Here is a 23,761-nt window from a genome sequence, read left to right as displayed (position 1 = left end):
GCATGGCCGCTCTGGTGTTGGTGTCGATATCTTACCGCCAGGCCTTGATGGACGGCACTCTTACGCATTCAGAGAGAGTTGCAGATAATGCGAAGTGCACTGATTCGCGCCGCCGAGTACGTTTCTTGCACGGTTCAAAAATGTTTCAATCATGAACGGCTAATCACCCGATAATGCTCTCGCAATTTGGCATTTTATTCGCAAAGCGGGAATTTATTGCCTTCGACATTAGGCGTATCTGTTGCAATTCTTCTGCGCCGAAAATTAATATTCAAATGCAGATTTATCGCGCGTTCAAAAATGTTTCTAAATTGAAACATCGCCGGCCGCTTTCGTATGATTTAATCGCACGCATTTGCCACGTCAGTCCATTGCCAAATGATTGAATGCGGCGCAGCAATCGCGCGTGGCGGGCAGGCTATGAGGCACTGCCGCGCCAGCGCGCGTCACTTCATTTCAACCATGCGTCCCTTCGCCGGCCAGCGTCGCCGTGGCCGCCGTGCGCGCGAGCACCGGCCGCAAGGCGGCACCCGTATGACTCGCGACGACGCGCGACAAGCTTTCGGGATCCGTCGCGGCGACGATCGTCCCGCCGCCTACCCCGCCCTCCGGACCGAGGTCGATGATCCAGTCCGCCTCGGCGATCACGTCGAGATCGTGCTCGATGACCACCACGCTATGCCCGCCATCCACGAGACGGTGCAGCACGCGAATCAGCTTTGCGACGTCCGCCATATGCAGGCCGACCGTCGGCTCGTCGAGCACGTACAGCGTGTGCGGCGGCTTCTGGCCGCGCCGCGTGATGTCGTCGCGCACCTTGCTCAGCTCGGTGACGAGCTTGATGCGCTGCGCCTCGCCGCCCGACAGCGTCGGCGACGGCTGGCCGAGCGTCAGATAGCCGAGCCCGACGTCCTTCATCAGTTGCAGCGGATGCCCGATGTTCGTGATCGACGCGAAGAACTCGACCGCTTCGTCGATCTCCATGGTCAGCACGTCGCCGATGTTCTTGCCGCGCCACGTGACCGCGAGCGTCTCGGGATTGAAGCGCTGGCCGTGGCAAACGTCGCACGGCACCTTCACGTCGGGCAGGAAGCTCATGCCGATCGTGCGCACGCCCTGGCCCTCGCACGCGGGGCAGCGGCCGTCGCCGGTATTGAACGAGAAACGCGATGCCGTATAACCGCGCGCGCGTGCCTCCAGCGTGCCCGCGAACAGCTTGCGGATCGAATCCCACACGCCGATGTAGGTTGCGGGACACGACCGCGGCGTTTTGCCGATCGGCGTCTGATCGACTTCGAGCACACGGTCGATGCTTTCCCAGCCGGTCACCGAGTCGCAGCCCTGCCACGTGTGAGTGACATTCAGCGGCGCGCGCGGCGCGGAGCGCGCGAGCACGCTCGAGCGCCGGTTCGCGGCCGGCTTCTCCTCGGCGGCCGCGCGAGCGCGGCGCGTGGCCGGCGACGACAACACAGAGCGCCCGACCGCATCGAGCAGATTGGTCATCAGGACGTCGCGCGCGAGCGTCGACTTGCCCGAGCCGCTGACGCCCGTCACCGCGACGAGCCGCGCGAGCGGAATACCGACCGTCACGTCGCGCAGGTTATGGAGCTTGCCGCCATGCACGGTCAGCCAGTTCTCCGGCACCGCGGCTGCGCGCTTGCCCTGCCCGACGACTTCGCGACGCGGCTGCAGCGGATGCACGATCGGCTGCGCGAGGAAGCGCCCGGTCAGCGAATCGGGCTGCGCGGACAGGTCCGCGACGTTGCCCTGCGCGATCAGCGTGCCGCCGCGCTTGCCTGCGCCCGGCCCGATATCGATGATGTGATCGGCGCGCCGGATCGTATCTTCGTCATGCTCGACGACGACGAGCGTATTGCCTTTGTCGCCGAGCTTGCGCAACGCGTTCAGCAGGATCTGGTTGTCGCGCGGATGCAAGCCGATGGTCGGCTCGTCGAGCACGTAGCACACGCCCTGCAGGTTGCTGCCGAGCTGCGCGGCAAGCCGGATGCGCTGCGCTTCGCCGCCCGACAAACTCGGCGCCGCGCGATCGAGGCTCAGATAGCCGAGCCCGACTTCCTCCAGGAACTGCAGCCGGCTGCCGATTTCGCTGACCACGTCACGCGCGATTTCGGCGTCGCGGCCCGTCATGTGCAGCGTATCGATCCACGCGCGCGTGTCGGACACGGTCCATTGCGCGACGTCGACGATCGCCTGCGAGTCGAACGTAACCGCGCGAGCGACCGGATTCAGACGCGTGCCCGCGCAATCGGGACACGGCTCGTCGACGAGTCCTTCCGGTTCCTGCTCCTCCGACGGCAGGCTCTGTTCGCGGCCGCGATTGTCGTCGACGACGATCGTGTCGTCGTACGCGGCGCGTTGTTCGCGCGTGAGCGACAGCCCCGTGCCGACGCAGCTCGTGCACCAGCCATGCTTGCTGTTGTACGAGAACATGCGCGGATCGAGCTCCGGGTAGCTCGTGCCGCACACCGGGCACGCGCGCTTCGTCGACAGCACCTTCACGCCGCCGAGCTTCGCGGTGGAACGGCCGCCGTTGATCGCGTCGTGCAGGCCGTCGAGCGGCGCGAGCAGATGCATGACGCCCTTCCCGATATCGAGCGTCTGTTCGAGCGCTTCGCGCAGCTCGGCTTCGTGATCGGCCGATACGACGAGGTCCGCGACCGGCAGCTCGATCGTGTGCTCGCGGAAGCGGTCGAGCTTCGGCCACGGATCGACCGGTACGAACTCCCCGTCCACACGCAGATGCGTATTGCCGCGCGCCTTCGCCCACTTCGCGAGGTCGGTGTAGACGCCCTTGCGGTTCACGACGAGCGGCGCGAGGAAGCCGACATGCTGCCCCTTGTGATCGCGCAGCAACTGCGCCGCAATCGATTCGGCGCTTTGCGACGTGACCGGCGTGCCGTCGTGAATGCAGTGCTGCAAGCCGAGCTTCACGTACAGGAGACGCAGGAAGTGCCACACTTCCGAGGTCGTCGCGACGGTACTCTTGCGGCCGCCGCGCGACAGCCGCTGCTCGATCGCGACGGTCGGCGGGATGCCGTACACCGCATCGACTTCGGGCCGGCCGGCCGGTTGCACGATCGAGCGCGCATACGCGTTCAACGATTCGAGGTAGCGCCGCTGACCTTCGTGGAACAGGATGTCGAACGCGAGCGTCGATTTGCCGGAGCCCGACACGCCGGTGATCACGTTGAACTTGCCGTGCGGAATGTCGACGTCGAGCGCCTTCAGGTTGTGCTCGCGCGCGTTGACGATGCGCACGACGTCCTCGCCTTCGATCGCGCGACGCGCGCGGGCCGCGCTCAACGCCTTCTGGAGCGGAATGCCCTGAGGCTCCGCTGCGGCTGCGGTGTCCATCGCGCGGTCGTACTGCAGCAGCGCCTCGCCGGTATGCGATTCGGCACACGCTTTCACTTCGTCCGGCGTTCCCGCGCATAGCACGCGTCCGCCGCCGTCACCGCCTTCGGGACCAAGGTCGATGATCCAGTCGGCCGCGCGGATCACGTCGAGATTGTGCTCGATCACGATCAGCGAATGACCGCTAGCGAGCAGCTTGCCGAACGCCCGCATCAGCTTCGCGATGTCGTCGAAATGCAGACCCGTGGTCGGTTCGTCGAACATGAACAGACGCTGCGCGACCGCCTGCTTCGCGCCGCGCGTGCCACGCGCCTGCGCCGATTCCGCGAGAAAGCCCGCCAGCTTGAGCCGCTGCGCTTCGCCACCCGACAGCGTCGGCACAGGCTGGCCGAGCTTCACGTATTCGAGCCCGACGTCGACGATCGGCTGCAGCACGCGCAATACTTCGGCGTCCTTCGCAAAGTAGGCGGCGGCCTCGCTGACGGTCAGCTCGAGCACGTCGGCAATGCTCAACGCGCGCGCCGGCTCCCCTCGTTCGATCTTCACTTCGAGGATTTCCGCGCGATAACGACGCCCGTCGCAATCGGGACAGCGCAGGTACACGTCGCTCAGGAACTGCATTTCGATGCGCTCGAAGCCCGAGCCGCCGCAGGTCGGGCAGCGGCCGTCGCCCGAGTTGAAGCTGAACATGCCGGGGCCATAGCCGCGCTGCTGCGCGAGCGACGCCTTTGCGAACAGCTTGCGGATTTCGTCGAACGCGCCGACGTAGCTGGCCGGATTCGAGCGCGCGGTCTTGCCGATCGGCGACTGGTCGACGAACACGACGTCCGTGACCTGGTCCGCGCCCTTCAGCGCCCTGAACGCGCCCGGCGCTTCGGTGGCGAGGCCGAAGTGGCGCGCCATGGCCGGATACAGCACGTCCTGCAGCAGCGTCGATTTGCCGGAGCCCGACACGCCGGTCACGCAGACGAGCCGCTGCAGCGGAATCTCCACCGTGACGTCGCGCAGATTGTGTTCGCTCGCGCCTTCGAGCACGATGCGCGGCGTGCCCGCATCGACCGGACGACGCGACCAGTGGGCGGCATCGGCAACGTGGCGCCGCCCGCCGAGGTATTCGCCGGTCAGCGTGCCGGACGAACGGATCGTCTCGGGCGCGCCGTCGAAAATGATCGAGCCGCCGCGCTCGCCCGGCCCCGGCCCCATGTCGATCAGCCGGTCCGCCGCGAGCATCACCGACGGATCGTGCTCGACCACGACGAGCGTATTGCCCGCGTCGCGCAGCCGGTGCATCGCCTCGACGATGCGGTTCAGGTCACGCGGATGGAGGCCGATGCTCGGCTCGTCGAGCACGAACAGCGTCTTGGTCAGCGACGTGCCGAGCGCCGTGGTCAGGTTGATGCGCTGCACCTCGCCGCCCGACAGCGTGCGGCTTTGCCGGTCGAGCGTCAGATAGCCGAGGCCGACGTCGCATAGATATTTGAGGCGTGTGCGCACCTCGGCGAGCAGCAGCTTCAGCGCGTCGTCGAGCAAGGCGCTCGGCAGCGTGATGTCGTCGAAGAAACGGCGGATGCGCTCGATCGGCATCAGCATCAGGTCGTGCACGGTCAGGCCCGGCAACGCTTCGAGCTGCGAGCGCGACCACGCTACGCCGCGCGGCATGAAGCGTTGCGCGGGCGCGAGCACCTCGTTCGCGTTCGCCTTGCTGCCGAGGCGCCACAACAACGATTCGGTTTTCAGACGCGCGCCGCCGCAGGTTTCGCAAGGCGTGTAGCTGCGGTACTTCGACAGCAACACGCGGATATGCATCTTGTACGCCTTCGATTCGAGATAGTCGAAAAAGCGTTTGACGCCGTACCAATGCGTCTGCCACTTGCCGTTCCAGTCCGGCGAGCCGTTGATGACCCAGTTACGCTCGCGCTCGCTCAGTTCGCCCCACGGCGTGTCGCGGCGGATGTCGGCCTTCGCCGCGTAGCGCATCAGATCGTCCTGACACTCTTTCCACGCGGGCGTCTGCATTGGCTTGACCGCACCTTCGCGCAGCGTCTTGCGGGCGTCCGGAATCACGAGGCCGAGGTCGACGCCGATCACGCGGCCGAAACCGCGGCAGGCGTCGCACGCGCCATAGGCCGAGTTGAACGAGAACAACGCCGGCTGCGGATCGGCGTAGCGCAAATCGCTTTCGGGGCTGTGCAGGCCGGTGGAGAATCGCCAGATGCGCGGCTCGGCGTTTTCGCCCTGCGGCTCATCCGACGCGGCCGGCAGCACATAGATATTGACGCGCCCGCCGCCGCGCTTCAGCGATGCCTCGATCGCCTCGATCGCGCGCGCTTTATCTACCGAGCGCAGCCGGAAGCGGTCGGCGACGACGTCGAGCAGCTTGCGCTTGCCGGTCGGCGAATCGACTTCGCGCTGCGCCTGCACGCGCGTATAGCCGCTCGCCGACAGCCATTGCTCGACCTCCTGCTCGGACGCCGACTCAGGCAGCTCGACCGGGAACGTGACGACGAGCCGCGGCTCCTCCTGCACGGTGCGTTCAAGCAGTTCCGCGTAGATCGTCTCGGGCGTGTCGTGCCGCACGAGGTGCGCGCTCTGGCGGTCGAACAGCTCGGCTGCGCGCGCGTACAACAGCTTCAGGTGGTCGTTGAGTTCGGTCATCGTGCCGACCGTGGAGCGCGAGCTGCGCACCGGGTTGGTCTGGTCGATCGCGATGGCGGGGGGCACGCCGTCGACGCGGTCGACCTGCGGCCGGTCCATCCGGTCGAGGAACTGGCGGGCGTACGCGCTGAAGGTTTCGACGTAGCGGCGCTGGCCTTCCGCGTACAGCGTGTCGAACACGAGACTCGACTTGCCCGAGCCAGACGGCCCGGTGACGACCGTCATTTCACCGGTGCGTACATCGAGGTCGACGTTTTTCAGGTTGTGCTGGCGCGCGCCGCGGATGCGGATCGTGCCCTGGCTTTGGCTGCTGCTCAGGTTGTTGCCGTGGGGATTGTCAGCGAGGGTGTCAGGGGTTGCGTCGTTGGAGGACAATTTTTCCGACCGTCTGAAGGAGTGGGCCACCTCTCACGGCCGGCTCTCGCGACCGCGCAAGTTCGGTGCAGCCGGGACGGCGCGAGGGGCGCCCGGAAGCCTGGCTGTAGGGGGATACTATACTGTATGTTTATACAGTTTTCCATGACAGGCGCAGGAGCGCTTGGCGCCTCTATCGTCGGGGATCCTGGGCATCGCTGAGCCGCGATGACGGCGCCTCGCTAGCCGAGCGCGCTTTGCATCGGCGAGGCGCAACCCGCCGCCGGCGTCGCGGACTCGCGCGCAGCACTGTCGCCGAGCGCATACGCGACGCAACGCCTCGCCAGCACCTCGGTCGGATCGACGAGCCGCACTACCCGCCCGCCCGGACACGCGAGCACCGGCTCGCGCAACAGCAACGGCAGCTCGGTGCACGCGAGCACGATGACCTGCACGCCCTGCGCGAGCAGATCGTCGACGGCCGCCGCGAGGTCGTCGCAGCATTCGCCCGACGTATGCCCGGCCTTCGCACCGTAGGGCCCGTAGATCGCGTTCATCAAACGCGCCTGCGCGGCCGCGGACGGCGCGATCTGCACGAAGCCGCGCGCGTCGAGCGCCTGTTCGTAGACGCGACTCGCGAGCGTGCCCGAGGTGCCCAGCACGCCGACTTCGCGCAGGCCCGGAAAGGTCTCCCGCAAATAATCGGCGGTACAGCCGGGCATATTGACGATCGGCACGCGCAGCGCAGGCTGGATCCGCTCGACGAACGCATGCGCGGTATTGCACGGAATCGCGATCAGATCCGCGCCGCCGTCCTCGAGCGTCCTGCACGCCGCGTACAGCGCGAGCGTCGGGTCGTCGCCGCGGCCGAGCAGTGCCGCGGTGCGATCCGGGATCTGCGGATTCTGTTCGACGATAATCCTGAGATGGTCCTGATCGCGCACGGCCGGCGTGTTGCGAACGACCTTGCCGATGAAATCGACGGTCGCGGCCGGCCCGATGCCGCCCACCACACCGAGGCGGAACACCCGCTCCGGCTGCGTGTACTGCGCCGCGGCGACATAGCGCGCGTACACCTGATTCGCATCGACGAGCGGCACCTCGACGCGCCCAAGCCCGTGCAGCACGAGGCCGATCTCCGCGAGCCCCGGCACGATCAGGTCGACGCCCTGCGCGACCAGATCCGCGCAGGCTGCGCGCAGCAGCTCGACGGACCGGCCGTACAGGCGCCCATGACGGATGCCTTCGTCGCCATAGACGGCGCTCGTCACACAATCAAAGCCGCTGTCGTCGCGCGGATAGCGCACGTCGAACCGGCCGGCTTCGAAATAGCGTTCGAACAGGCCGGACGCGCGAATCGCCGCCGACGTCAGCACGCCGATGCGCCGCGCCGACGCATAGGTGTGCTGCACGTGCCCGGACAGCGCCGTCATGATGTTGGCGACCGGCACGGTCAGGTTGGCCGAGAGTTCGTCGATGAAGGTATGGCTCAGAAAGCACGGCAAAACGATCGCGTCGACACCGCGTTTTTCGAACCCGCGCATCGTGTCGAACACGTGGATCTTGAATTGGGCATCCGTCGCGGTGGGCGCGGCCGGCCCGTGCCACGAGCGCGGTTCGAGAATCAGATCGAAGGGGCGCGCCGCGCCTGACCCGCGCGACGCTGTGCTCATCCGGCTGAGGATGTCGGCGCTGGCGAGCTGCGCCGCGCCAGTCACCAAACCCAGCGAACGAAAACGATTCATGATCAGATCCCCCGTCGTTCTGTGCGTCCACCCTCTATAACGGGTGGCTTTCTGCGCGCTTGAGGATGGCGTTATGTGGCGCGCGTTGTCGCTCCCTCAACTCACCGCCTCGAAAATCTCCCGCAGCCACTGCGCGAACACCCGCACCCGCGACGACAACTGCCGGTTCTGCGGATACAGCACCGACACCGGCATCGACGGCGGCGGATAGTCCGCGAGAATGACCCGCAGCCGCCCCGTCGCCAGCTCGCCGTCGACGCGGTAGCGCGGCACCTGCACGATGCCGAGCCCGGCGATGGCCGCGCCGGCGTACAGATCGGCGCCGCTGACCGACACCGCGGACGGCAGCACGAGCGCGATATCGCGCCCGTCGACGCGGAATTCGAGCGGCACCGGCTTGCCGGTCGCGCTCGACACGTAGTTGACCGCGCGATGCGTCGACAACGCGGCAGGATCGGCCGGCTCCCCATACGCGGCGAGATACGCGGGACTCGCGACCGTGACCTGCTGCAACTCCGCGACGCGCCGCCCGACCATCGACGAATCCTGCAACACGCCCGCGCGCAGCACGCAATCGATGCCCTCGCGCACGAGGTCGACGAGCCGGTCGTCCTCGCCGATCATCAGCTCGATGTCCGGAAAGCGCGCGAGAAACGCGGGCAGCGCCGGCACCACGAAATGCCGCGCGAGCGTGCCCTGCACGTTCACGCGCAGCAGCCCCTTCGGCGCGAGATTGGAAAATGCCCCCTCGGCCTCCTCTAGATCGGCAATCAACCGCACGCAGCGCTGGTAGTGCGCGTCGCCGTCGGGTGTGAGCCGCACCGTGCGCGTCGTCCGTTCGAGCAGGCGCGCGCCGAGTCGCTCTTCCAGGCGCTTCATCATGTTGGTGACGGTTGCGCGCGGGATCTGCAAATCCTCGGCGGCACGCGTGAAGCTCTGACGCTCAGCGATCCGCACGAATACGCGCATTTCCTCGAATCGGTCCATATCGACGGATTGTTAAACCGAATGGAATGATGATGGCGAGTCTAAACTGATTATCTCAGCGTTGAAAGTGGTCATGATTCACCTCACCGATCCAACACCCTCTGTAAGGAAACGAATCATGAACACGAACCAATCATCGAAAGTCGCCATCGTGACGGGCGCAGCGCGCGGCATCGGCACGGCCATCGCACAGCGGCTCGCGAAGGACGGCTACGCGGTCGCCGTCAACTACGCATCGAGCGCGGGCGAAGCCGACGCGCTCGTCGCCGCGATCCGCGAAGCCGGCGGCAAGGCGGTCGCGGTGCAAGCCGACGTGTCGAAGCCCGCCGACGTGCGCCGCCTGTTCGAGATCACCGAACGCGAACTCGGCAAGGCCGACGTGCTCGTCAACAACGCGGGCGTGATGAAGCCCACGCCGCTCGCCGACACGTCCGACGCACTCTACGACCAGACCTTCGACATCAACGTGCGCGGCACCTTCAACACGCTGCGCGAAGCGGCCGCGCGCCTCAGCGACGGCGGGCGCATCGTCAATTTCTCGACCAGCGTGCTCGCGCTGAACCTGCCCGGCTACGGCGTCTACACGGCGACCAAGGCGGCCGTCGAAGCGTTCACGCGCGTGTTCGCGAAGGAGCTGCGCGGGCGCAACATCACGGTGAATTCGGTCGCGCCGGGACCCATCGCGACCGCGCTGTTCCTCGAAGGCAAGACCGACGAGCAGATCGAGACATTCGCGAAGATGCCGCCGCTGCAACGCCTCGGCGAGCCGGAAGATGTGGCGGGCGTAGTCGCGTTTCTCGTCGGCCCCGATGCGGGCTGGGTCAATGGGCAGGTGCTGCGGGCCAACGGCGGCCTGGCTTGATGGCATGCGGTGGTCCAGCGTGCCGCCACGCCGGACCACCGCGGCACGTCGCTCAAACCACCTTCGGATTGCGCTCCCCGAAGCCTTCCTGATGCCAGTACGGATACGCGGGCCGCACGGCGCTCGCCGCGTCGAGCTTCGCGACCTGCTCGGGCGTCAGATTCCAGCCGACCGCGCCGAGGTTCTGCCGCAGTTGCTCCTCGTTGCGCGCGCCGATCAGCACCGTGGCGACGGTGGGCCGTTGCAGCAGCCAGTTCAGCGCGATCTGCGGCACGGTCTTGCCAGTTTCGGCGGAGACTTCGTCGAGCGCGTCGAGCACGCGGAACAGATAATCTTCCGGCACCGGCGGCCCCATGTCGGCGGTCTTGTGCAGACGGCTCGTTTCCGGCAACGGCTGGCCGCGCTTGATCTTGCCGGTGAGGCGCCCCCACCCGAGCGGACTCCACACCACCGCGCCGACGCCCTGGTCGACGCCGAGCGGCATCAGCTCCCACTCGTAATCGCGGCCGACCAATGAGTAGTAAGTCTGATTCGCGACATAGCGCGGATAGCCGTAGCGGTCCGCGATGTCGAGCGACTTCATCAGATGCCAGCCGGAGAAATTCGACACGCCGATATAGCGGATCTTGCCCGCGCGCACGAGGTCGTCGAGCGTGGACAGCACTTCGGCAATCGGCGTTTTCGCGTCGAAGCCGTGCAACTGGAACAGGTCGATGTAATCGGTCTGCAGACGCTTGAGCGCCGCATCGACCGTCTGGATCAGATGGACGCGCGACGAGCCGACGCCGTTCGGATCGTCGTCGAAACGGAAGGTCGCCTTCGTCGAAAGGATCGCCTTGTCGCGCTTGCCCTTCAGCGCCTCGCCTAGCACCGACTCGGACGCGCCCTTCGAATAGACATCGGCGGTGTCGAACATCGTGACGCCCGCGTCGAAGCAGATGTCGATCAGACGCCGCGCTTCGGCGACATCGGTCGCACCCCACGCCTGAAAAAATTCACCTTTGCCGCCGAACGTACCGGTGCCGAAACTCAGTACCGGCACCTTGAAACCCGAAGCACCCAGATGTCTGTATTCCATTGCAGAATCTCCGTGGCATTGCCGTCGATGAACGGGGATTCAGTCTACGCGCGTCGGCAAAAACGCGTTACGAAGGCGATGCGCTCAGCTCGGCCAATGCGTCGCGCACGGCGTCGATCACGCTGTCCCAATCACCGAGCGCCGGTTGGCGGAACAGACGCGCGGACCGATACCACGGCGTGTCGCTGCGTTCGAGCAGCCAGCGCCAGCAGGTGTCGAAGCGGTTCAGGATCCAGACGGGTTTGTCGAGCGCGCCGGCCAGATGCGCGGTGGAGGTATCGACCGAAATCACCAGATCGAGACTGGCGACGAGCGCAGCGGTATCGGCGAAATCGTGCAGCAGGTCCGTGTAATCGGCGACACGTTCACGGTGGGCGCTTTCGGCGAGTTGCGGCGCGGCCGCGCCCTTCTGCACACTGAAGAAGCGTACGTTCGGCACGTCGAGGAGCGGCGCGAGTTGCTCGAACACGAGCGAGCGGCGCGCGTCGATCTTGCGCAGCTCCGCGACATGCGCGCGGTTCTCGCCGGCCCAGACGAGGCCGACTTTCAGTGGCCTGATTGCGTTGTCACCCGGGTTGGTGTTGCCGTCCCGTTCGATACGTTCGCGCCATTCGTTCACCGCTGCGGGCTGCGCAAAGAGATACGGCGTGGCGGCCGGAATGCTCGCTTCGTTCGTGTTGAACGCAAGCGGCAAGCTCAGCAGCGGGCAATGACAATCGAATGGCGGCAACGGCTGCCCCGCTTCGACCAACTGATCTACACCATCGAGCGTCGACAGAAGCCGCAACAACGCGCCCGGCACTTCGAGCACGACCTTCGCGCCGAGCCCGGCGACGCGCGACGCATAGCGGCAGAACTGCAGCGTGTCGCCGAGGCCCTGCTCCGCATGCAGCAGGATCGTTTTGCCGTCGAGCGGAAAATCGCCGAGCCACAGCGGCTGCGCGAACCCGCGCTGGCCGGCCTTGATGCGGCTGCGCTCCCAGCGCCATTCGTATTCGCGCCAGCCGGTATCGAAGCGCCCCATCTGCAGCAGGCACAGCGCCTGGTTCCAGTGCGCTTCGGCCGATGCGGGATTCAGCGCAAGCGCATGCTCATAGCTCGACAACGCCTCTTCGCGCTGATTCAGATCGATCTGCGCGAGACCGAGGTTGTTCCATGCATCGACGAATGCAGGCGCGAGTTCCAGCGCGCGTTGGTAGCAGCGCTGCGCTTCGTGTGGCTGGTTCAGATCACCGAGCACGTTGCCGCGATTGCTCCACGCATCCGGATAATTCGGCTGCAATGCGAGCGCCTGGTCGCAGCTGTCGAGTGCATCGGCATAACGGCCGAGATCGCGCAGCACGCACGCGCGATTGTTCCACGCCGCCGCGAACTCCGGCGCAAGCGACAGCGCGCGCTCGTAGCTCGCGAGCGCATCGGGCAGACGGTTCAACACCGCCAACGCGTTACCGCGATTATTCAACGCATCGGCGAATTTCGGCTGCATCACGAGCGCACGCTCGGCACAGGCGAGCGCTTCGTCATGACGCTGCAACGCGTTCAGCGCATAGGCGAGATTCGAATGCACAGCCGGCTGTTTCGGGTTGAGCGCGAGCGTCTTCTTCAGCAGATCGACGCCTTCCTGCAGACGGCCCGTTTGCAGCGCCAATTCGCCGAGCCAGCGCAACGCGTCGCCATGCTTCGGCTTCAGTTCGAGAATCTCGCGATAGAGTTCCTCCGCTTCGACGAGCGCGCCGTTCTGCTGAAGCGCGACGGCTTGTCGAAGCAGATGGTCCAACTGTTGCGGCAGACTGACTGGCTTGCTCATGCGGTACCTGGAATCGAAGGCGCGAAGAATCGTCGGAAGAAGCGCCCGATTATCGCCGAAAAGCCCTCATCCGCAGTACCGCCGCTGCCGCGTTGCGGCGTGATGCCCGCTTATTGCGCGGCCACGGACAGATGCTTGCGCTTCGCGAGTTCCTCCGCCATCGCATAGTGCTGCTGGATCGTCGGCAGCGCCTGTTTCGCGGCGTCCTTCAACTTCTCGTCGCGGCCGGATGCGATTTCCGCCTGAAACGCGGATAGCGCTTTCTGTTCACCCGCGAGCGCGACCTCCTCGATGTACCTCTTGTCGAAGTCCGCGCCGCGCAAGTTGTTGATGCTCGCGAGCACGGCGGCATCGGGATCGTTCTTCGGCACGTCGACGCCACGCGGACTCGCGGCGCGCAAGGTGTCGGTGATCTTCGCGTCGTCGCTCGACACGCGTTCGGCAAAGGCCTTCACTTCGCGGTCCGTCGAGCGCGCGGTAGCGATACGCGCGGCGTCGCGCTGCGTCGCGACTGCTTGCGTGCCATCCGCGATGAAAGTCTGGTCGGCCGCATGCAGGCGGTCCTTGTCCGCGGGCGCGGCGCTCTGCGCGCTGGCCACCGAGGCGGCCGTCAGAAGACCACCAAAGCAGGCAGCGGCAGCGATGCGGGCGAGCGGGACGGAAGGCAGGCGGATCATACGTTCTCCTTGAGGTGAATGCCGGTGAAAGCAGGTGAAAGCGAAACGACGGATACGTGTGCGCCGCGAACGAAGCGTGCGAGGCAAAACCCTGCGGGCGGCTTGCGAGCCCAGCGCGGCGCCACGCTTTTGTCGCTACCGATTCTAGGAGCGACGTCGCCGGGCAGGTGAAACGCTGCTGTCGCTTCTGTAACGTTAGGTAACCCTCATATGAATTCGCATTCTTTTGCCGTATGCGGATGAACCACGCGCGTCGCTCAAACCGCCACGCAGTGCTGAATTTTTTGCCATCGCCGCCGATAACCAGAGACAGGCGCCGCCTGGCACCGGTCAGCACCGTAACCCTGGGGAACGATTCCAATGGCAGACGATCACCGCGCCAATCACGACCGCAACACCGAACGCAGCAATCTGACGAGCTCCAACAAGTTCGAACTGCTGCTATACCGTCTCGGTTGCGTGCCGGGCAGCGACGCGCATGAGCTGTATGGGATCAACGTGTTCAAGGTGCGCGAAATCTCGACGATGCCGAGCGTCACGCCGATCGCCGGATCGTCGCCGTTCGTGATGGGAGCGGTCGACATTCGCGGGCAGATCATCCCCGTGATCGACCTGCCGCGGCTGATGGGCTGCGAGCCGACGCGCGGCCTGAACATCCTGCTCGTCACCGAGTTCGCGCGTTCGACGCAGGCCTTCGCGGTCGAGGAAGTCGACGAGATCGTGCGGCTCGAATGGAACCAGGTGATGTCGGCCGAGGGCTCGGCGGGCGGCCAGCTGGTCACGAGCATCGCGCGCATCGACGGCAATACCGGTGACTCGCGGCTCGCGCAGGTGATCGACGTCGAGCAGGTGTTGCGCGACGTGTTTCCGTCGCAGCATCCGAGCGTCGATCCAGCCTCGGTCGGCGAAGCGCTCGGCATTCCCCGCGGCGCGAAGATCCTCGCCGCCGACGACTCCGGCTTCGCGCGCAAGCTGATCGAGCAGGCGCTCGCCGCGATCGGCGCGGACTACATCATGACGAAGACCGGCGAGGAAGCGTGGCAGACGCTGCAGCAGATCGCACGCGAAGCGCAGCAAAACGGCACGCGCGCGAAGGACAGCATTGCGCTGGTGCTGACCGATCTCGAGATGCCCGAGATGGACGGCTTCATGCTGACGCGCCAGATCAAGGCCGACGAGCGCACGCGCGATATTCCGGTGCTCATTCACTCGTCGCTGACGGGCGCGGCGAATGAGGCGCATGTGAAGAACGCGGGCGCCAACGGCTATGTCGCGAAGTTCGCGGCGAGCGAACTCGCCGATGCGATCCGCAATGCGCTCGGGGTTGCGCCGGCGAAAGTGGCGGCGGGTTGAGGCCCGCTGCGCTCAACGATGCGCGGCAAGCAACTAGGCGCTCGCAGCGAGCGCCTCTTCGCGCTCGAGCGTGCGCGCTTGCCGCAATTCCGGAAAGAACCGCATCCACAACAGCGTGATCGCGATCGTCGCGACACCGCCGACCAGCACCGCCGGCTGCGCGCCCCACCATCCCGCGGTCAGGCCCGATTCGAACTCCCCCAATTGATTCGAGGTCCCAACGAACAACGAATTGACCGCGCTGACGCGACCGAGCATGTCATCAGGCGTGCGCAGTTGTACGAGCGAAAGCCGCACCACCACGCTGATCGTGTCCGACGCGCCGAGCACCATCAGCGCGAGCAGCGACACGATGAACTGGTGCGATAGCCCGAACACGATCGTCGCGAGGCCGAACGCGAGCACGCCGCCGAACATCGCCGCGCCGGGCCGGTTGCGCAACGGAAAATGCGCGAGCCAGAGCGTGCCCGAGAGCGCACCGACCGCCGTGGCCGAACGCAGTAGCCCGAGTCCGATCGGGCCCGCATGCAGCACGTCGCGCGCGAAGATCGGCAACAACGCGGTCGCGCCGCCGAACAGCACCGCGAACAGATCGAGCGACAACGCGCCGAGAATCACCGGCTCGCGGCGAATGAACCTGATGCCCGAGAAGATCGACTCGAGCGTGACAGGCGCGCGGCTCGCTGGCTTCATCTGCAGCGGAATGCTCCACACCGAGGCCGCCGCGGCCGCGTACGACAGCGCGCACGCCAGATATGCGGCACCCGGACCGATGCCGAACAGCAGACCACCGAGCGCAGGCCCGGCGATCTGCGCGGTCTGATTCGCGGACGTGGACCACGCGGTCGCCTTCGGCAGATAGCCGCGCGGTACGACAGCCGGCAGCAGCGACGTCACCGAGGGCGACTCGAACGCGCGCGCGGCGCCGACGCAGGCGGCCAGCGCGTAGATGACCGGCGCACTGATCCAGCCGCCGAAGGTGCCGATCGCGAACAGCAATGCGGCGACGCTTCCAAGGCTCTGGCAGACGGCGGCGATGCGGCGCCGATCGTAACGATCGGCGACATGGCCGACCACGAGCGTCAGCAGGAAAATCGGCAGAAACTGCGCGAGGCCGACGAGGCCGAGGGCGAATGCGCTATGCGTGATCGCGTAGACATGCCAGCCCATCGCGACCGCGAGCATCTGGAACGATAGCGACGACAGGATGCGGGTGCACCAGAAACGCTGGAACGGCAGGTGTTTCGACAGGCTGAAATTCTGGGGATCGACGGGATCGGTGGAGGTTGAGGACATCAGTCGTTGTTCGTATCGTGGCGCATCGGGCCGTGGATTGGGCGGGCGCTAGTTTAGAGCAAGATCGGAGGACGTGTCGAAAGGGGGTTGGCGCGGGCGGCTCGACCGCGCTCCAATGGATGCCGGCTTTGGATCGTGGGCACAGGCGTGCGAAAGGTTTCAGCATGCACTTTTCTGCGAATTCGCCGAAGCAGGCCGCCCTCGCCTGCTTCGGCGCCATGCAAGACTCAGGGCCGCAGCGGTCGGCCCTCCGCGCGGCCGAACTCGATGAAGTGATTGACCGCGTCGACACCCGCCGCCGCGACGTCGGGATTCGCTTCGAGGTAGAGCTTCGCATCGAACCCGTCAGGCAGTTGGGCGAGCCGTGCCTTGCGTTGAATCGATTCGGCGCTGCTCAACGGGCGGCCTTCGAATCGACCGTAGTAGACGTAGTGCTGCAATGCATCGCCACCGCTCGCCGCCACGTCCGGATTGGCGTCGAGGTACGCGTGGCCGTCGAAGTTGACGATCGGCGTCAGGCTCGACGGCATGCCGGTCAGGTCGTGATAGCACAAACAGCCATCCGCGAAGAAATGGCAAACGAGCGCCTTGCGACTCGCGTGCTGTGGATCGCGCAGCTTGCTGCCGCCGTGCAGCAGGTTCGCGTGCCACAACAGCACGTCGCCCTTCTTCGGGTAGAAATACTGCGGGCCAGCTGAATGTTCAGCGATGAGCTTCTGTATCGCGGGTTCGTAGATGTCGTGATAAGCCGAATAACCGCAACCGAACGGCATGCCCAGTTCAGTCGACATCGCATACGGCAGCTTGTGCGTGCCGGGGTGATAGACGAGCGGGCCCGAGTCCGGATGAATATCCTCGAAGGCGATCCAGTTCGCGACGAGATACCCGTTCGGATAGGTCGACATGTGAATCGAATCGGAATGCTCAAGTTGCTCGCTGCTCTTGTGACCACCGATCGTCTGGAAAGGCGCCGATTTCGCACCCAGCAGCAGACTCACGAGCTCGTTCATGCGCGCGTCGAATAGCATTTCGCGAACTGCCGGTACGTTGACATGCGGATTCAGCGTGCGGCCCGGCAGCGTATCGCCTTCAAACAGCGGTTGGTGCGGCGGTTGCAGCGTGCCGTCGGCAATGGCGTTTTCATAGGCTTGCCATGTTGCATCGAGCTGTTCGTCCTTGAAGAAGCCTTCAATGATCAGGTAGCCGTCACTCTCCCATTTTCTGCACCACTCGGCCTGCTGCTCGCTGATGACTCCGCTGGACAAAAGCTCGGCGACCCGCTCCAGTGCATCCGGTCGATCGAGCCAGGGAATCGGGCCCGCCGCCGGAAATTTTTCGAATTTGAAGACCTGGGTCTGAGTGTCGATCGGTACCTCTGCAACGACGGGCTTATCGAAAAAGCGCTGATTTTCGAGAGTATTCATTTTTTACAGGAAACTTTCCGGGTTCGCGTTTTCGGGAACTGGCTTGAACAGGACGCTGGTTCCGCGGTGTCGATCACTCGAACGAGCGCCCTTCCGCGCGACCAAAGCGGATGTAATGTTCCGCGCCAGAGTTCAAATGTTTTTGCGCAACGGCTTGCGCTACGTCGGGGTTGAGCTGGAGATATCGCGCCTCATCGAAATGCGGTATGTGAGCGGCATAAAGAAGAATCGACGGGCCGGCCGGATGCTGATCGCGATGGTCCAGTCCTACGATCACCGTCATATCGAGTGCGTCGAGGACTGTCATCAGGCTCTCGCGGGTCATCCAGTTGGCGTGCGGAGCAGTCCCGCCGATAAATTTCGCGTTGTTGATGCTGTCGAGATAACTATATCGATGGAGATGAACTTCGCGTCCGCGAAACTCCGAAACGGTTGGCGTCGGATCGACGTGGCTCTGCATGTTCGTATTCGTGCGCGCGACTTCGGCATCGTAATAGTGTGTCCAGATGCAAATCGAGTCGGACGCGTGCGCCATATTTTCCAGTAGTGATACCGGATCGATCATGTGGTAAAGCACGCCGCTTGCCAGAATCAGATCGAATCGCTGATCGCGTTTTTTCAGCAATTCCCTGAAATCGCCATACATGAATTCGGCATTGAACTTCAACGCATTCTGCACGAGCAGGCATTTCAGAAAGGACTTCGAATTCGCCTCGATAGCCAGCACCCGCGAGGCGCCGGCTCTCGCCATCATGAACGTGTGGCCGCCTTCCATGGGGCCGAGTTCGAGCACGCTTTTTCCGGAGAATCCCCCGCACACCGTCTCGAACCAGTGCAGACGCCCGTCGTCGAAATGGGGCGCCATACCTAAACCATAGCCCGGCACATCCGACACCCATGTGCCATCGAAAAGATTGAAAGCCAGGGTGTGGCCTGGCTCTTCAGTTGCATACAGATCCAGTTCAGTTCCTTTCAATTTGGCGCCTCGGCCGGTCGTCAAGTTTGCCGATTATGGCACGGTCGCGAGGGGTTTTAAATCGACGCGCGTCCGTAACAATTGGAATGACTCTGCGGCAGTCGGCTCACTGCGCTTCGGACTGCGTATATTCATGCTTCGTGTATTGATGTGAACTGCCGACCGGTTTGCCGCTATGATTGTGCCCCGTGGGCAGCCGCCCGGCAGGTGGCACGCCCGCCTACTCCCACCGGCCAACCACGCATATCATGCACTGGAACTCCCGGAGGGTATCGAATGGTTTTGGGGTGGCTCGTCGCACTTCCGTTCGTAGCTGCGGCGCTCATTGCGCTCACGAGGCGGCGCGCTGCCGCGCTCTGCACGTGGATCGCCTTCGCGGCGGCGCTGTTCGGCTGCGGGCTGTTGCTGAGCGAGCGTGTGGGTCTGGCTGACCACGACGTGATGCAATGGCGTCGTGAGTGGGTACCCGACATCGGCCTCGCGCTATCGCTGCGCCTCGATGGCCTCTCGTTCATGTTCGCGCTGCTCGTACTCGCGATCGGTCTGCTCGTCTTCATCTACGCACGCTATTACCTCGCCGGCAGCGATGCGTTGCCGCGTCTGTACCAGCTGCTTCTGCTCTTCATGGGCGCGATGCTCGGCATCGTGCTGTCGAACAACCTGCTGCTGCTCGTCATCTTCTGGGAGCTCACGAGCCTCGTCTCGTTCCTGCTGATCGGCTTCTGGCCATCGCGGCCCGACGCCAGGCGTGGCGCGCGCATGGCGCTTACCATCACCGGCGCCGGGGGCCTCGCGCTGCTCGCGGCCGTGCTGCTGCTCGGCCACGTCTGCGGCAGCTACGAGCTGAACGACGTGCTCGCCCAGGTGGACAAGGTGCGGCACGATCCGCTCTACCCGACCATCCTGCTGCTCACGCTGTTCGCGGCGTTCACGAAGTCGGCGCAGTTTCCCTTCCATTTCTGGCTACCGCACGCGATGTCGGCGCCCACGCCCGTGTCGGCCTATCTGCATTCGGCGACCATGGTGAAGGCCGGCGTGTTCCTGCTCGCGCGTCTCTTTCCGGTCTTCGAAGGTACGCCGCTCTGGGCGTACACGGCGACGCTCGCCGGGCTCGTCACGCTCGTGGGCGGCGCCGGGATGGCGCTGATCCAGCGCGATCTTAAGGGCCTGCTCGCGTATTCGACCATCAGTCATCTCGGCTTGATCGTGCTGCTGTTCGGCCTCGACACGGAGCTTTCGACCGTGGCCGCGCTCTTTCACACGATCAACCACGCCGTGTTCAAGGCGTCGCTTTTCATGGCGGCGGGCATCATCGATCACGAGACGGGCACGCGCGATCTGGGCCGTCTGCGCGGCCTGCGCAGGTACATGCCGCATACGGCCGCGCTCGCGAGCGTGGCGTCGCTGGCGATGGCCGGCGTGCCGCTGCTCAACGGCTTCCTCTCCAAGGAAATGTTCTTCGGCGAAACGCTCGCGCAAAGCATGTTCGGGCCCTTGAACCTTTTCGTGCCGGTCGTCGCGATCGTGGCCGCGGCGCTCTCGGTGGCGTACTCGCTGCGCTTCGTGTGGGGCGTGTTCTTCGACGGCAAGACGCCGCGCGATCTGCCGCACTATCCGCCGCACGAGCCGCCGCGCTTCATGAAGCTGCCGGTCGAGATTCTCGTGGCGCTGTGCCTGCTGATCGGCCTGTTCCCGCAGCAAAGCATCGGCAGGCTGCTCGAGTCCGCGGCGTGGTTCACCCTTGGCGGCAAGGTGCCCGCATACAACCTGAGCCTGTGGCACGGTATCAACACGCCGCTCGTGATGAGCGTGGTGTCGTTCGCGGCCGGCGCGGCCCTCTTTTTCCTGCGCCGCAATGCGTTCCGCCATCACCGCACGTTGCTCACCGAGCTGAACGCCAGCGAAATCTTCGACCGCCTCGTGCAGCGTCTCGAACAAAGCGCCGGCGTGATCGTGCGCGTGTTCGAGACGCGCTCGTTGCCGGCCTACCTCGCGTGGATGATCGCGGCGATGCTGATCGTGCCGGGCGTATCGCTCGTCGCGCTCGACACCTGGAGCGGTAGCCACGCGCGCCTGCCGCTCGATCTGGTTACGCCCGGCGGCCTCATGCTGATGTCGCTGCTCGCCGTCGGCGTGGTGCTCGTGCGAACGCACACGCTTTACGCACTCGTGATGCTGAGCACCTGCGGGCTGCTCGTGTCGCTCGCCTTCGTGCGCTTCTCCGCGCCCGATCTCGCGCTCACACAGATCTCCGTCGAGGTGGTCACGATCCTGCTGCTCGTGCTGGCCGTCTATTTCCTGCCCGCGCTGCAGAGCGCCGTCGAGCCGCTTCCCGTGCGGCTGCGCAACGGCGTGCTCGCGCTCGCGGGCGGCGCGATGCTCGGCGGCGTCACGTACAAGATCATGACGAGCGCGCCGGTGGCGGGCATCGCGCCGTACTTCCTCGCCAACGCGCTGCCCGGCAGCGGCGGCCACAACGTCGTCAATGTGATCCTCGTCGATTTCCGCGGCTTCGATACGATGGTCGAAATCAGCGTGCTCGTGGTGGCGGGGCTCGCCGTCAAGGCGCTGCTGCGCGGGCTGCGCCTGAAGTCGCCCGACGCGGGGCCGGACGGCCGGCCGTGGTCGTCGCAATCGCATCCGCTGATGCTCGCGATTCTCGCGCGGCTCATGCTGCCGCTCACCATGCTCGTCGCCGTGTTCGTGTTCCTGCGCGGCCACAACCTGCCAGGCGGCGGCTTCATCGCGTCGCTGATCATCTCGATCGCGCTGTTGCTGCAATACGTCGCGAATGGCGTGCTGTGGACCGAGTCGCGCATCCACCTCAACTACCGCTCGCTCGCAGGCCTCGGCATTCTGATCGCCGCGACCACGGGGCTCGGCAGTCTCGTGTTCGGCCGGCCGTTCTTGACCAGTGCGTTCGGGCATCTGCATCTGCCGGTCATCGGAGAAATCGAACTGTCCACGGCGATGCTGTTCGATCTCGGGGTGGTGGGCGCGGTGGTCGGCACGACGCTCACGATCGTCTCGCACCTCGGCGTGCGCGACAAAGACATGCAATCCGTGGAGAAAAGCTGATGGAAGCCGCCTTTGCCATCGCGATCGGCGTGCTTTGCGCGTGCGGCATCTACCTGCTGCTGTGCGCGCGCGTGTTGCCCGTGATTCTCGGCATCACACTGTTCTCGTATGCGATCAACCTGTTCCTGCTCGGCATGGGCCGGCTCGCGCTCGGCAAGCCGGCCGTCATCGTGGCGGGGGCGCAATACGTCGATCCGGTGCCGCAGGCGCTCGTGCTGACGGCCATCGTGATCGGCTTCGCGATGACGGCCTTCACCGTGGTGCTCGCGCTTCGCTCGTTTTCGATCACGGGCAACGATCACGTCAATGGCGAGGAGACGCGCAGCGAATGAACCACGCCCTCCTGCTCCCGATCCTGATTCCACTCTTTACAGCGGGACTCATCGTCGCGCTGCCACTGCGCGCGAAACGCCTGCAGCGCGCGGTCAACGCGGTCGCCATCATCGCGCTGCTGCCCATCGCGTGCCTGCTGATGGCGCGCGCGGCGCACGGCGAGATCGCGAGCTACGCGCTCGGCGCATGGCCCGCGCCGTTCGGCATCGTGCTGCAACTCGACCGGCTCGGCGCGCTCATGCTGGTGCTCACCGCCGTGCTCGCGGTCTGCTGCCTGCTCGGCACCTCCAGCGAGGACGCGAGGCGCGGCCGCTATTTCCGCGCGCTGTTCCAGTTCGAGCTGATGGGCCTGAACGGCGCTTTCCTCGCGGGCGACCTCTTCAACCTGTTCGTGTTCTTCGAGCTGCTGCTGATCGCGTCGTACGCGCTGCTGCTGCATGGTGGCGGCGAGCGGCGGGTGCGCAACGGGCTGCACTATCTGCTGATGAACCTCGTGGGCTCGTCGTTCTTCCTGATCGCGGTCGGCGTGCTCTACGGCATCACGGGCACGCTCAACATGGCCGACATGGGCGAACGTCTTGCCCGTCTCGGCCCCGAGTCACTGCCGCTCGCGCAGTTCGCGGGCGCGACGCTGATGCTCGTGTTCGGCCTGAAGGCCGCCGTATTTCCGATGTCGTTCTGGCTACCGCAGGCCTACCGCAGCGCCATCGGCCCAGTGGCCGCGCTGTTCGCGATCATGACCAAGGTCGGTATCTATGCGATGCTGCGTTGCGACGCACTCGTGTTCGGCGCGGCGGGCGGCGTACTCGATGCGTTCATGCATCAGTGGGCATGGTGGCTCGCGATCGCGACGATCGTGTTCGGCGCGCTGGGCGCGCTCGCGGTGTCGAGTCTCAAGACCACGACGGGCTATCTCGTGCTCGTCTCGGTGGGTCTGCTGGTCGCGGCGATCACGCAACAGACGCCGCTTGCATGGAGCGCCCTGCTCTACTACCTGATCAGCACGACGCTCTGCACAGGCGCGCTGTTCCTGCTCGCGGACACGCTCGAACCCGAGATAGCCGCGACGCCCCACGCCGTCCACGCCGCTGTTTCCGCCGTGTCCGCCGATGCCGACACGACCGAACCCGGCTCGCTCGAAGCGCTCGACGACGCAGCCGCGGCAGCCATCACGCCAGAGCCGGACGACGAAGTGGTGGCGACGCTTGCGCGGGTGCAGCCGCTACAGGTCGCGACGGCCGGTGCGCTTGCCGGGCTTGCCGTCGACCCCGCTCAAGCCGAAGCCCAAGGCAATGTTGAAGCGGCCTCGCTAACGCATGAACCGTGGCCGTCGAACCTTGCCGCGCTGCTTTATCTGATCGCCGCGGTAGGCGCCGCCGGCCTGCCGCCGCTCTCGGGCTTCCTCGGCAAGGCAATGGTGCTAGCCGCCACGGCCAACGGCGCGGTAGCTGTGCTGTGGCCGGCCGTACTGCTGTCGAGCCTGCTCTCGATCGTCGCGCTGAGCCGCACGGGCACGCGCCTGATGTGGGCCGCGCCCGCCGCGCGCGCCGTCGCCGGCAATGAGGAGCGAGCACCGCGCGGCAGTAACGCGAAGCTCGCCGCCTGCGCGCTGCTGCTCGGCTGCGTCGTGGCCATCACGCTCGGCGCGGGCGCGGTGCGGCACTATCTCACCGATACGGCGGCGCAGCTCTTCGATCGCGCCGCTTACGTGCACGCGATCCTGCCTGCGGCGCCAACGTCCGACGCTCAAGGGAACTGACA

The 23,761-nt window shown here is 65.4% G+C and carries 14 protein-coding genes; 5 read left to right on the top strand and 9 right to left on the bottom strand.

Features of this window, described 5'->3' with window-relative positions; genetic code table 11:
* Positions 1 to 456: 456 nt before the first annotated feature.
* The 3 genes from uvrA to L0U81_RS05430 form a co-directional block, all read right to left on the bottom strand.
* Entirely contained in the window at positions 457 to 6,405 is a 5,949-nt protein-coding gene (gene uvrA, locus L0U81_RS05440; protein WP_233800620.1) for an excinuclease ABC subunit UvrA, read from the bottom strand.
* Positions 6,406 to 6,626: 221 nt separating this feature from the next.
* A complete protein-coding gene (locus L0U81_RS05435) occupies positions 6,627 to 8,129 on the bottom strand; it encodes an amino acid racemase (RefSeq protein WP_233800618.1) in 1,503 nt (500 codons plus the stop codon).
* 96 nt (positions 8,130 to 8,225) lie between these two features.
* Positions 8,226 to 9,116: a LysR family transcriptional regulator gene (locus tag L0U81_RS05430; RefSeq protein ID WP_233800616.1), complete on the bottom strand. Its 891-nt coding sequence runs from the start codon at positions 9,114 to 9,116 to the stop codon at positions 8,226 to 8,228.
* Between the two features lie 118 nt (positions 9,117 to 9,234).
* On the opposite strand from L0U81_RS05430, the gene L0U81_RS05425 reads away from it, so the two are divergent.
* Positions 9,235 to 9,978, top strand: a complete 744-nt coding sequence (locus L0U81_RS05425; protein ID WP_233800614.1) for an SDR family oxidoreductase — start codon at positions 9,235 to 9,237, stop codon at positions 9,976 to 9,978.
* A gap of 52 nt (positions 9,979 to 10,030) precedes the next feature.
* Here L0U81_RS05425 and L0U81_RS05420 read toward each other — a convergent pair whose 3' ends face one another.
* The 3 genes from L0U81_RS05420 to L0U81_RS05410 all read right to left on the bottom strand — a co-directional run bounded on the left by L0U81_RS05420 (position 10,031) and on the right by L0U81_RS05410 (position 13,540).
* Positions 10,031 to 11,056: an aldo/keto reductase gene (locus L0U81_RS05420; protein ID WP_233800612.1), complete on the bottom strand. Its 1,026-nt coding sequence runs from the start codon at positions 11,054 to 11,056 to the stop codon at positions 10,031 to 10,033.
* 67 nt (positions 11,057 to 11,123) lie between these two features.
* Positions 11,124 to 12,863, bottom strand: coding sequence for a tetratricopeptide repeat protein (locus L0U81_RS05415; protein WP_233800610.1), 1,740 nt, complete (start codon positions 12,861 to 12,863; stop codon positions 11,124 to 11,126).
* A gap of 110 nt (positions 12,864 to 12,973) precedes the next feature.
* Positions 12,974 to 13,540: a DUF4142 domain-containing protein gene (locus tag L0U81_RS05410; RefSeq protein ID WP_233800608.1), complete on the bottom strand. Its 567-nt coding sequence runs from the start codon at positions 13,538 to 13,540 to the stop codon at positions 12,974 to 12,976.
* A 360-nt stretch (positions 13,541 to 13,900) separates the two neighbouring features.
* Here L0U81_RS05410 and L0U81_RS05405 point away from each other — a divergent pair, with 360 nt between their 5' ends.
* A complete protein-coding gene (locus L0U81_RS05405) occupies positions 13,901 to 14,893 on the top strand; it encodes a chemotaxis protein CheV (protein WP_233800606.1) in 993 nt (330 codons plus the stop codon).
* A gap of 33 nt (positions 14,894 to 14,926) precedes the next feature.
* On the opposite strand, the gene L0U81_RS05400 is transcribed toward L0U81_RS05405, so the two are convergent.
* The 3 genes from L0U81_RS05400 to L0U81_RS05390 form a co-directional block, all read right to left on the bottom strand.
* Positions 14,927 to 16,189 carry an MFS transporter gene (locus tag L0U81_RS05400; RefSeq protein WP_233800604.1) on the bottom strand — a complete coding sequence of 421 codons (1,263 nt, stop codon included), beginning with the start codon at positions 16,187 to 16,189 and terminating at the stop codon, positions 14,927 to 14,929.
* 227 nt (positions 16,190 to 16,416) lie between these two features.
* A complete protein-coding gene (locus L0U81_RS05395; RefSeq protein WP_233800602.1) occupies positions 16,417 to 17,613 on the bottom strand; it encodes a phytanoyl-CoA dioxygenase family protein in 1,197 nt (398 codons plus the stop codon).
* Positions 17,614 to 17,686: 73 nt separating this feature from the next.
* Positions 17,687 to 18,589: a class I SAM-dependent methyltransferase gene (locus L0U81_RS05390; protein ID WP_233800600.1), complete on the bottom strand. Its 903-nt coding sequence runs from the start codon at positions 18,587 to 18,589 to the stop codon at positions 17,687 to 17,689.
* A 276-nt stretch (positions 18,590 to 18,865) separates the two neighbouring features.
* On the opposite strand from L0U81_RS05390, the gene L0U81_RS05385 reads away from it, so the two are divergent.
* The 3 genes from L0U81_RS05385 to L0U81_RS05375 are packed head-to-tail and all read left to right on the top strand — an operon-like array spanning position 18,866 to position 23,759.
* Positions 18,866 to 21,667 carry a monovalent cation/H+ antiporter subunit A gene (locus L0U81_RS05385; protein WP_233800598.1) on the top strand — a complete coding sequence of 934 codons (2,802 nt, stop codon included), beginning with the start codon at positions 18,866 to 18,868 and terminating at the stop codon, positions 21,665 to 21,667.
* The gene (locus tag L0U81_RS05380) at positions 21,667 to 21,999 is read left to right on the top strand and encodes a Na+/H+ antiporter subunit C (protein ID WP_233800596.1); all 333 of its coding nucleotides are present in this window, start codon (positions 21,667 to 21,669) and stop codon (positions 21,997 to 21,999) included. Before L0U81_RS05385 ends, L0U81_RS05380 begins: the two co-directional genes overlap by 1 nt.
* Positions 21,996 to 23,759: a monovalent cation/H+ antiporter subunit D gene (locus L0U81_RS05375; RefSeq protein ID WP_233800594.1), complete on the top strand. Its 1,764-nt coding sequence runs from the start codon at positions 21,996 to 21,998 to the stop codon at positions 23,757 to 23,759. The genes L0U81_RS05380 and L0U81_RS05375 overlap by 4 nt, the downstream gene beginning before the upstream one ends.
* Positions 23,760 to 23,761: the final 2 nt, after the last annotated feature.

Source organism: Paraburkholderia sp. HP33-1 (assembly GCF_021390595.1).
Lineage (GTDB): Bacteria > Pseudomonadota > Gammaproteobacteria > Burkholderiales > Burkholderiaceae > Paraburkholderia.
This window is presented reverse-complemented; position numbering and strand designations above follow the sequence as displayed.

Bases quoted from the DNA above. Each gene is read 5' to 3' on its own strand.
- L0U81_RS05395 (WP_233800602.1), bottom strand. From the start codon at position 17,613: ATGAATACTCTCGAAAATCAGCGCTTTTTCGATAAGCCCGTCGTTGCA.
- L0U81_RS05385 (WP_233800598.1), top strand. From the start codon at position 18,866: ATGGTTTTGGGGTGGCTCGTCGCACTTCCGTTCGTAGCTGCGGCGCTC.
- L0U81_RS05420 (WP_233800612.1), bottom strand. From the start codon at position 11,056: ATGGAATACAGACATCTGGGTGCTTCGGGTTTCAAGGTGCCGGTACTG.
- L0U81_RS05400 (WP_233800604.1), bottom strand. From the start codon at position 16,189: ATGTCCTCAACCTCCACCGATCCCGTCGATCCCCAGAATTTCAGCCTG.
- L0U81_RS05380 (WP_233800596.1), top strand. From the start codon at position 21,667: ATGGAAGCCGCCTTTGCCATCGCGATCGGCGTGCTTTGCGCGTGCGGC.
- L0U81_RS05435 (WP_233800618.1), bottom strand. From the start codon at position 8,129: ATGAATCGTTTTCGTTCGCTGGGTTTGGTGACTGGCGCGGCGCAGCTC.
- L0U81_RS05410 (WP_233800608.1), bottom strand. From the start codon at position 13,540: ATGATCCGCCTGCCTTCCGTCCCGCTCGCCCGCATCGCTGCCGCTGCC.
- L0U81_RS05425 (WP_233800614.1), top strand. From the start codon at position 9,235: ATGAACACGAACCAATCATCGAAAGTCGCCATCGTGACGGGCGCAGCG.
- L0U81_RS05405 (WP_233800606.1), top strand. From the start codon at position 13,901: ATGGCAGACGATCACCGCGCCAATCACGACCGCAACACCGAACGCAGC.
- L0U81_RS05375 (WP_233800594.1), top strand. From the start codon at position 21,996: ATGAACCACGCCCTCCTGCTCCCGATCCTGATTCCACTCTTTACAGCG.
- L0U81_RS05415 (WP_233800610.1), bottom strand. From the start codon at position 12,863: ATGAGCAAGCCAGTCAGTCTGCCGCAACAGTTGGACCATCTGCTTCGA.
- L0U81_RS05430 (WP_233800616.1), bottom strand. From the start codon at position 9,116: ATGGACCGATTCGAGGAAATGCGCGTATTCGTGCGGATCGCTGAGCGT.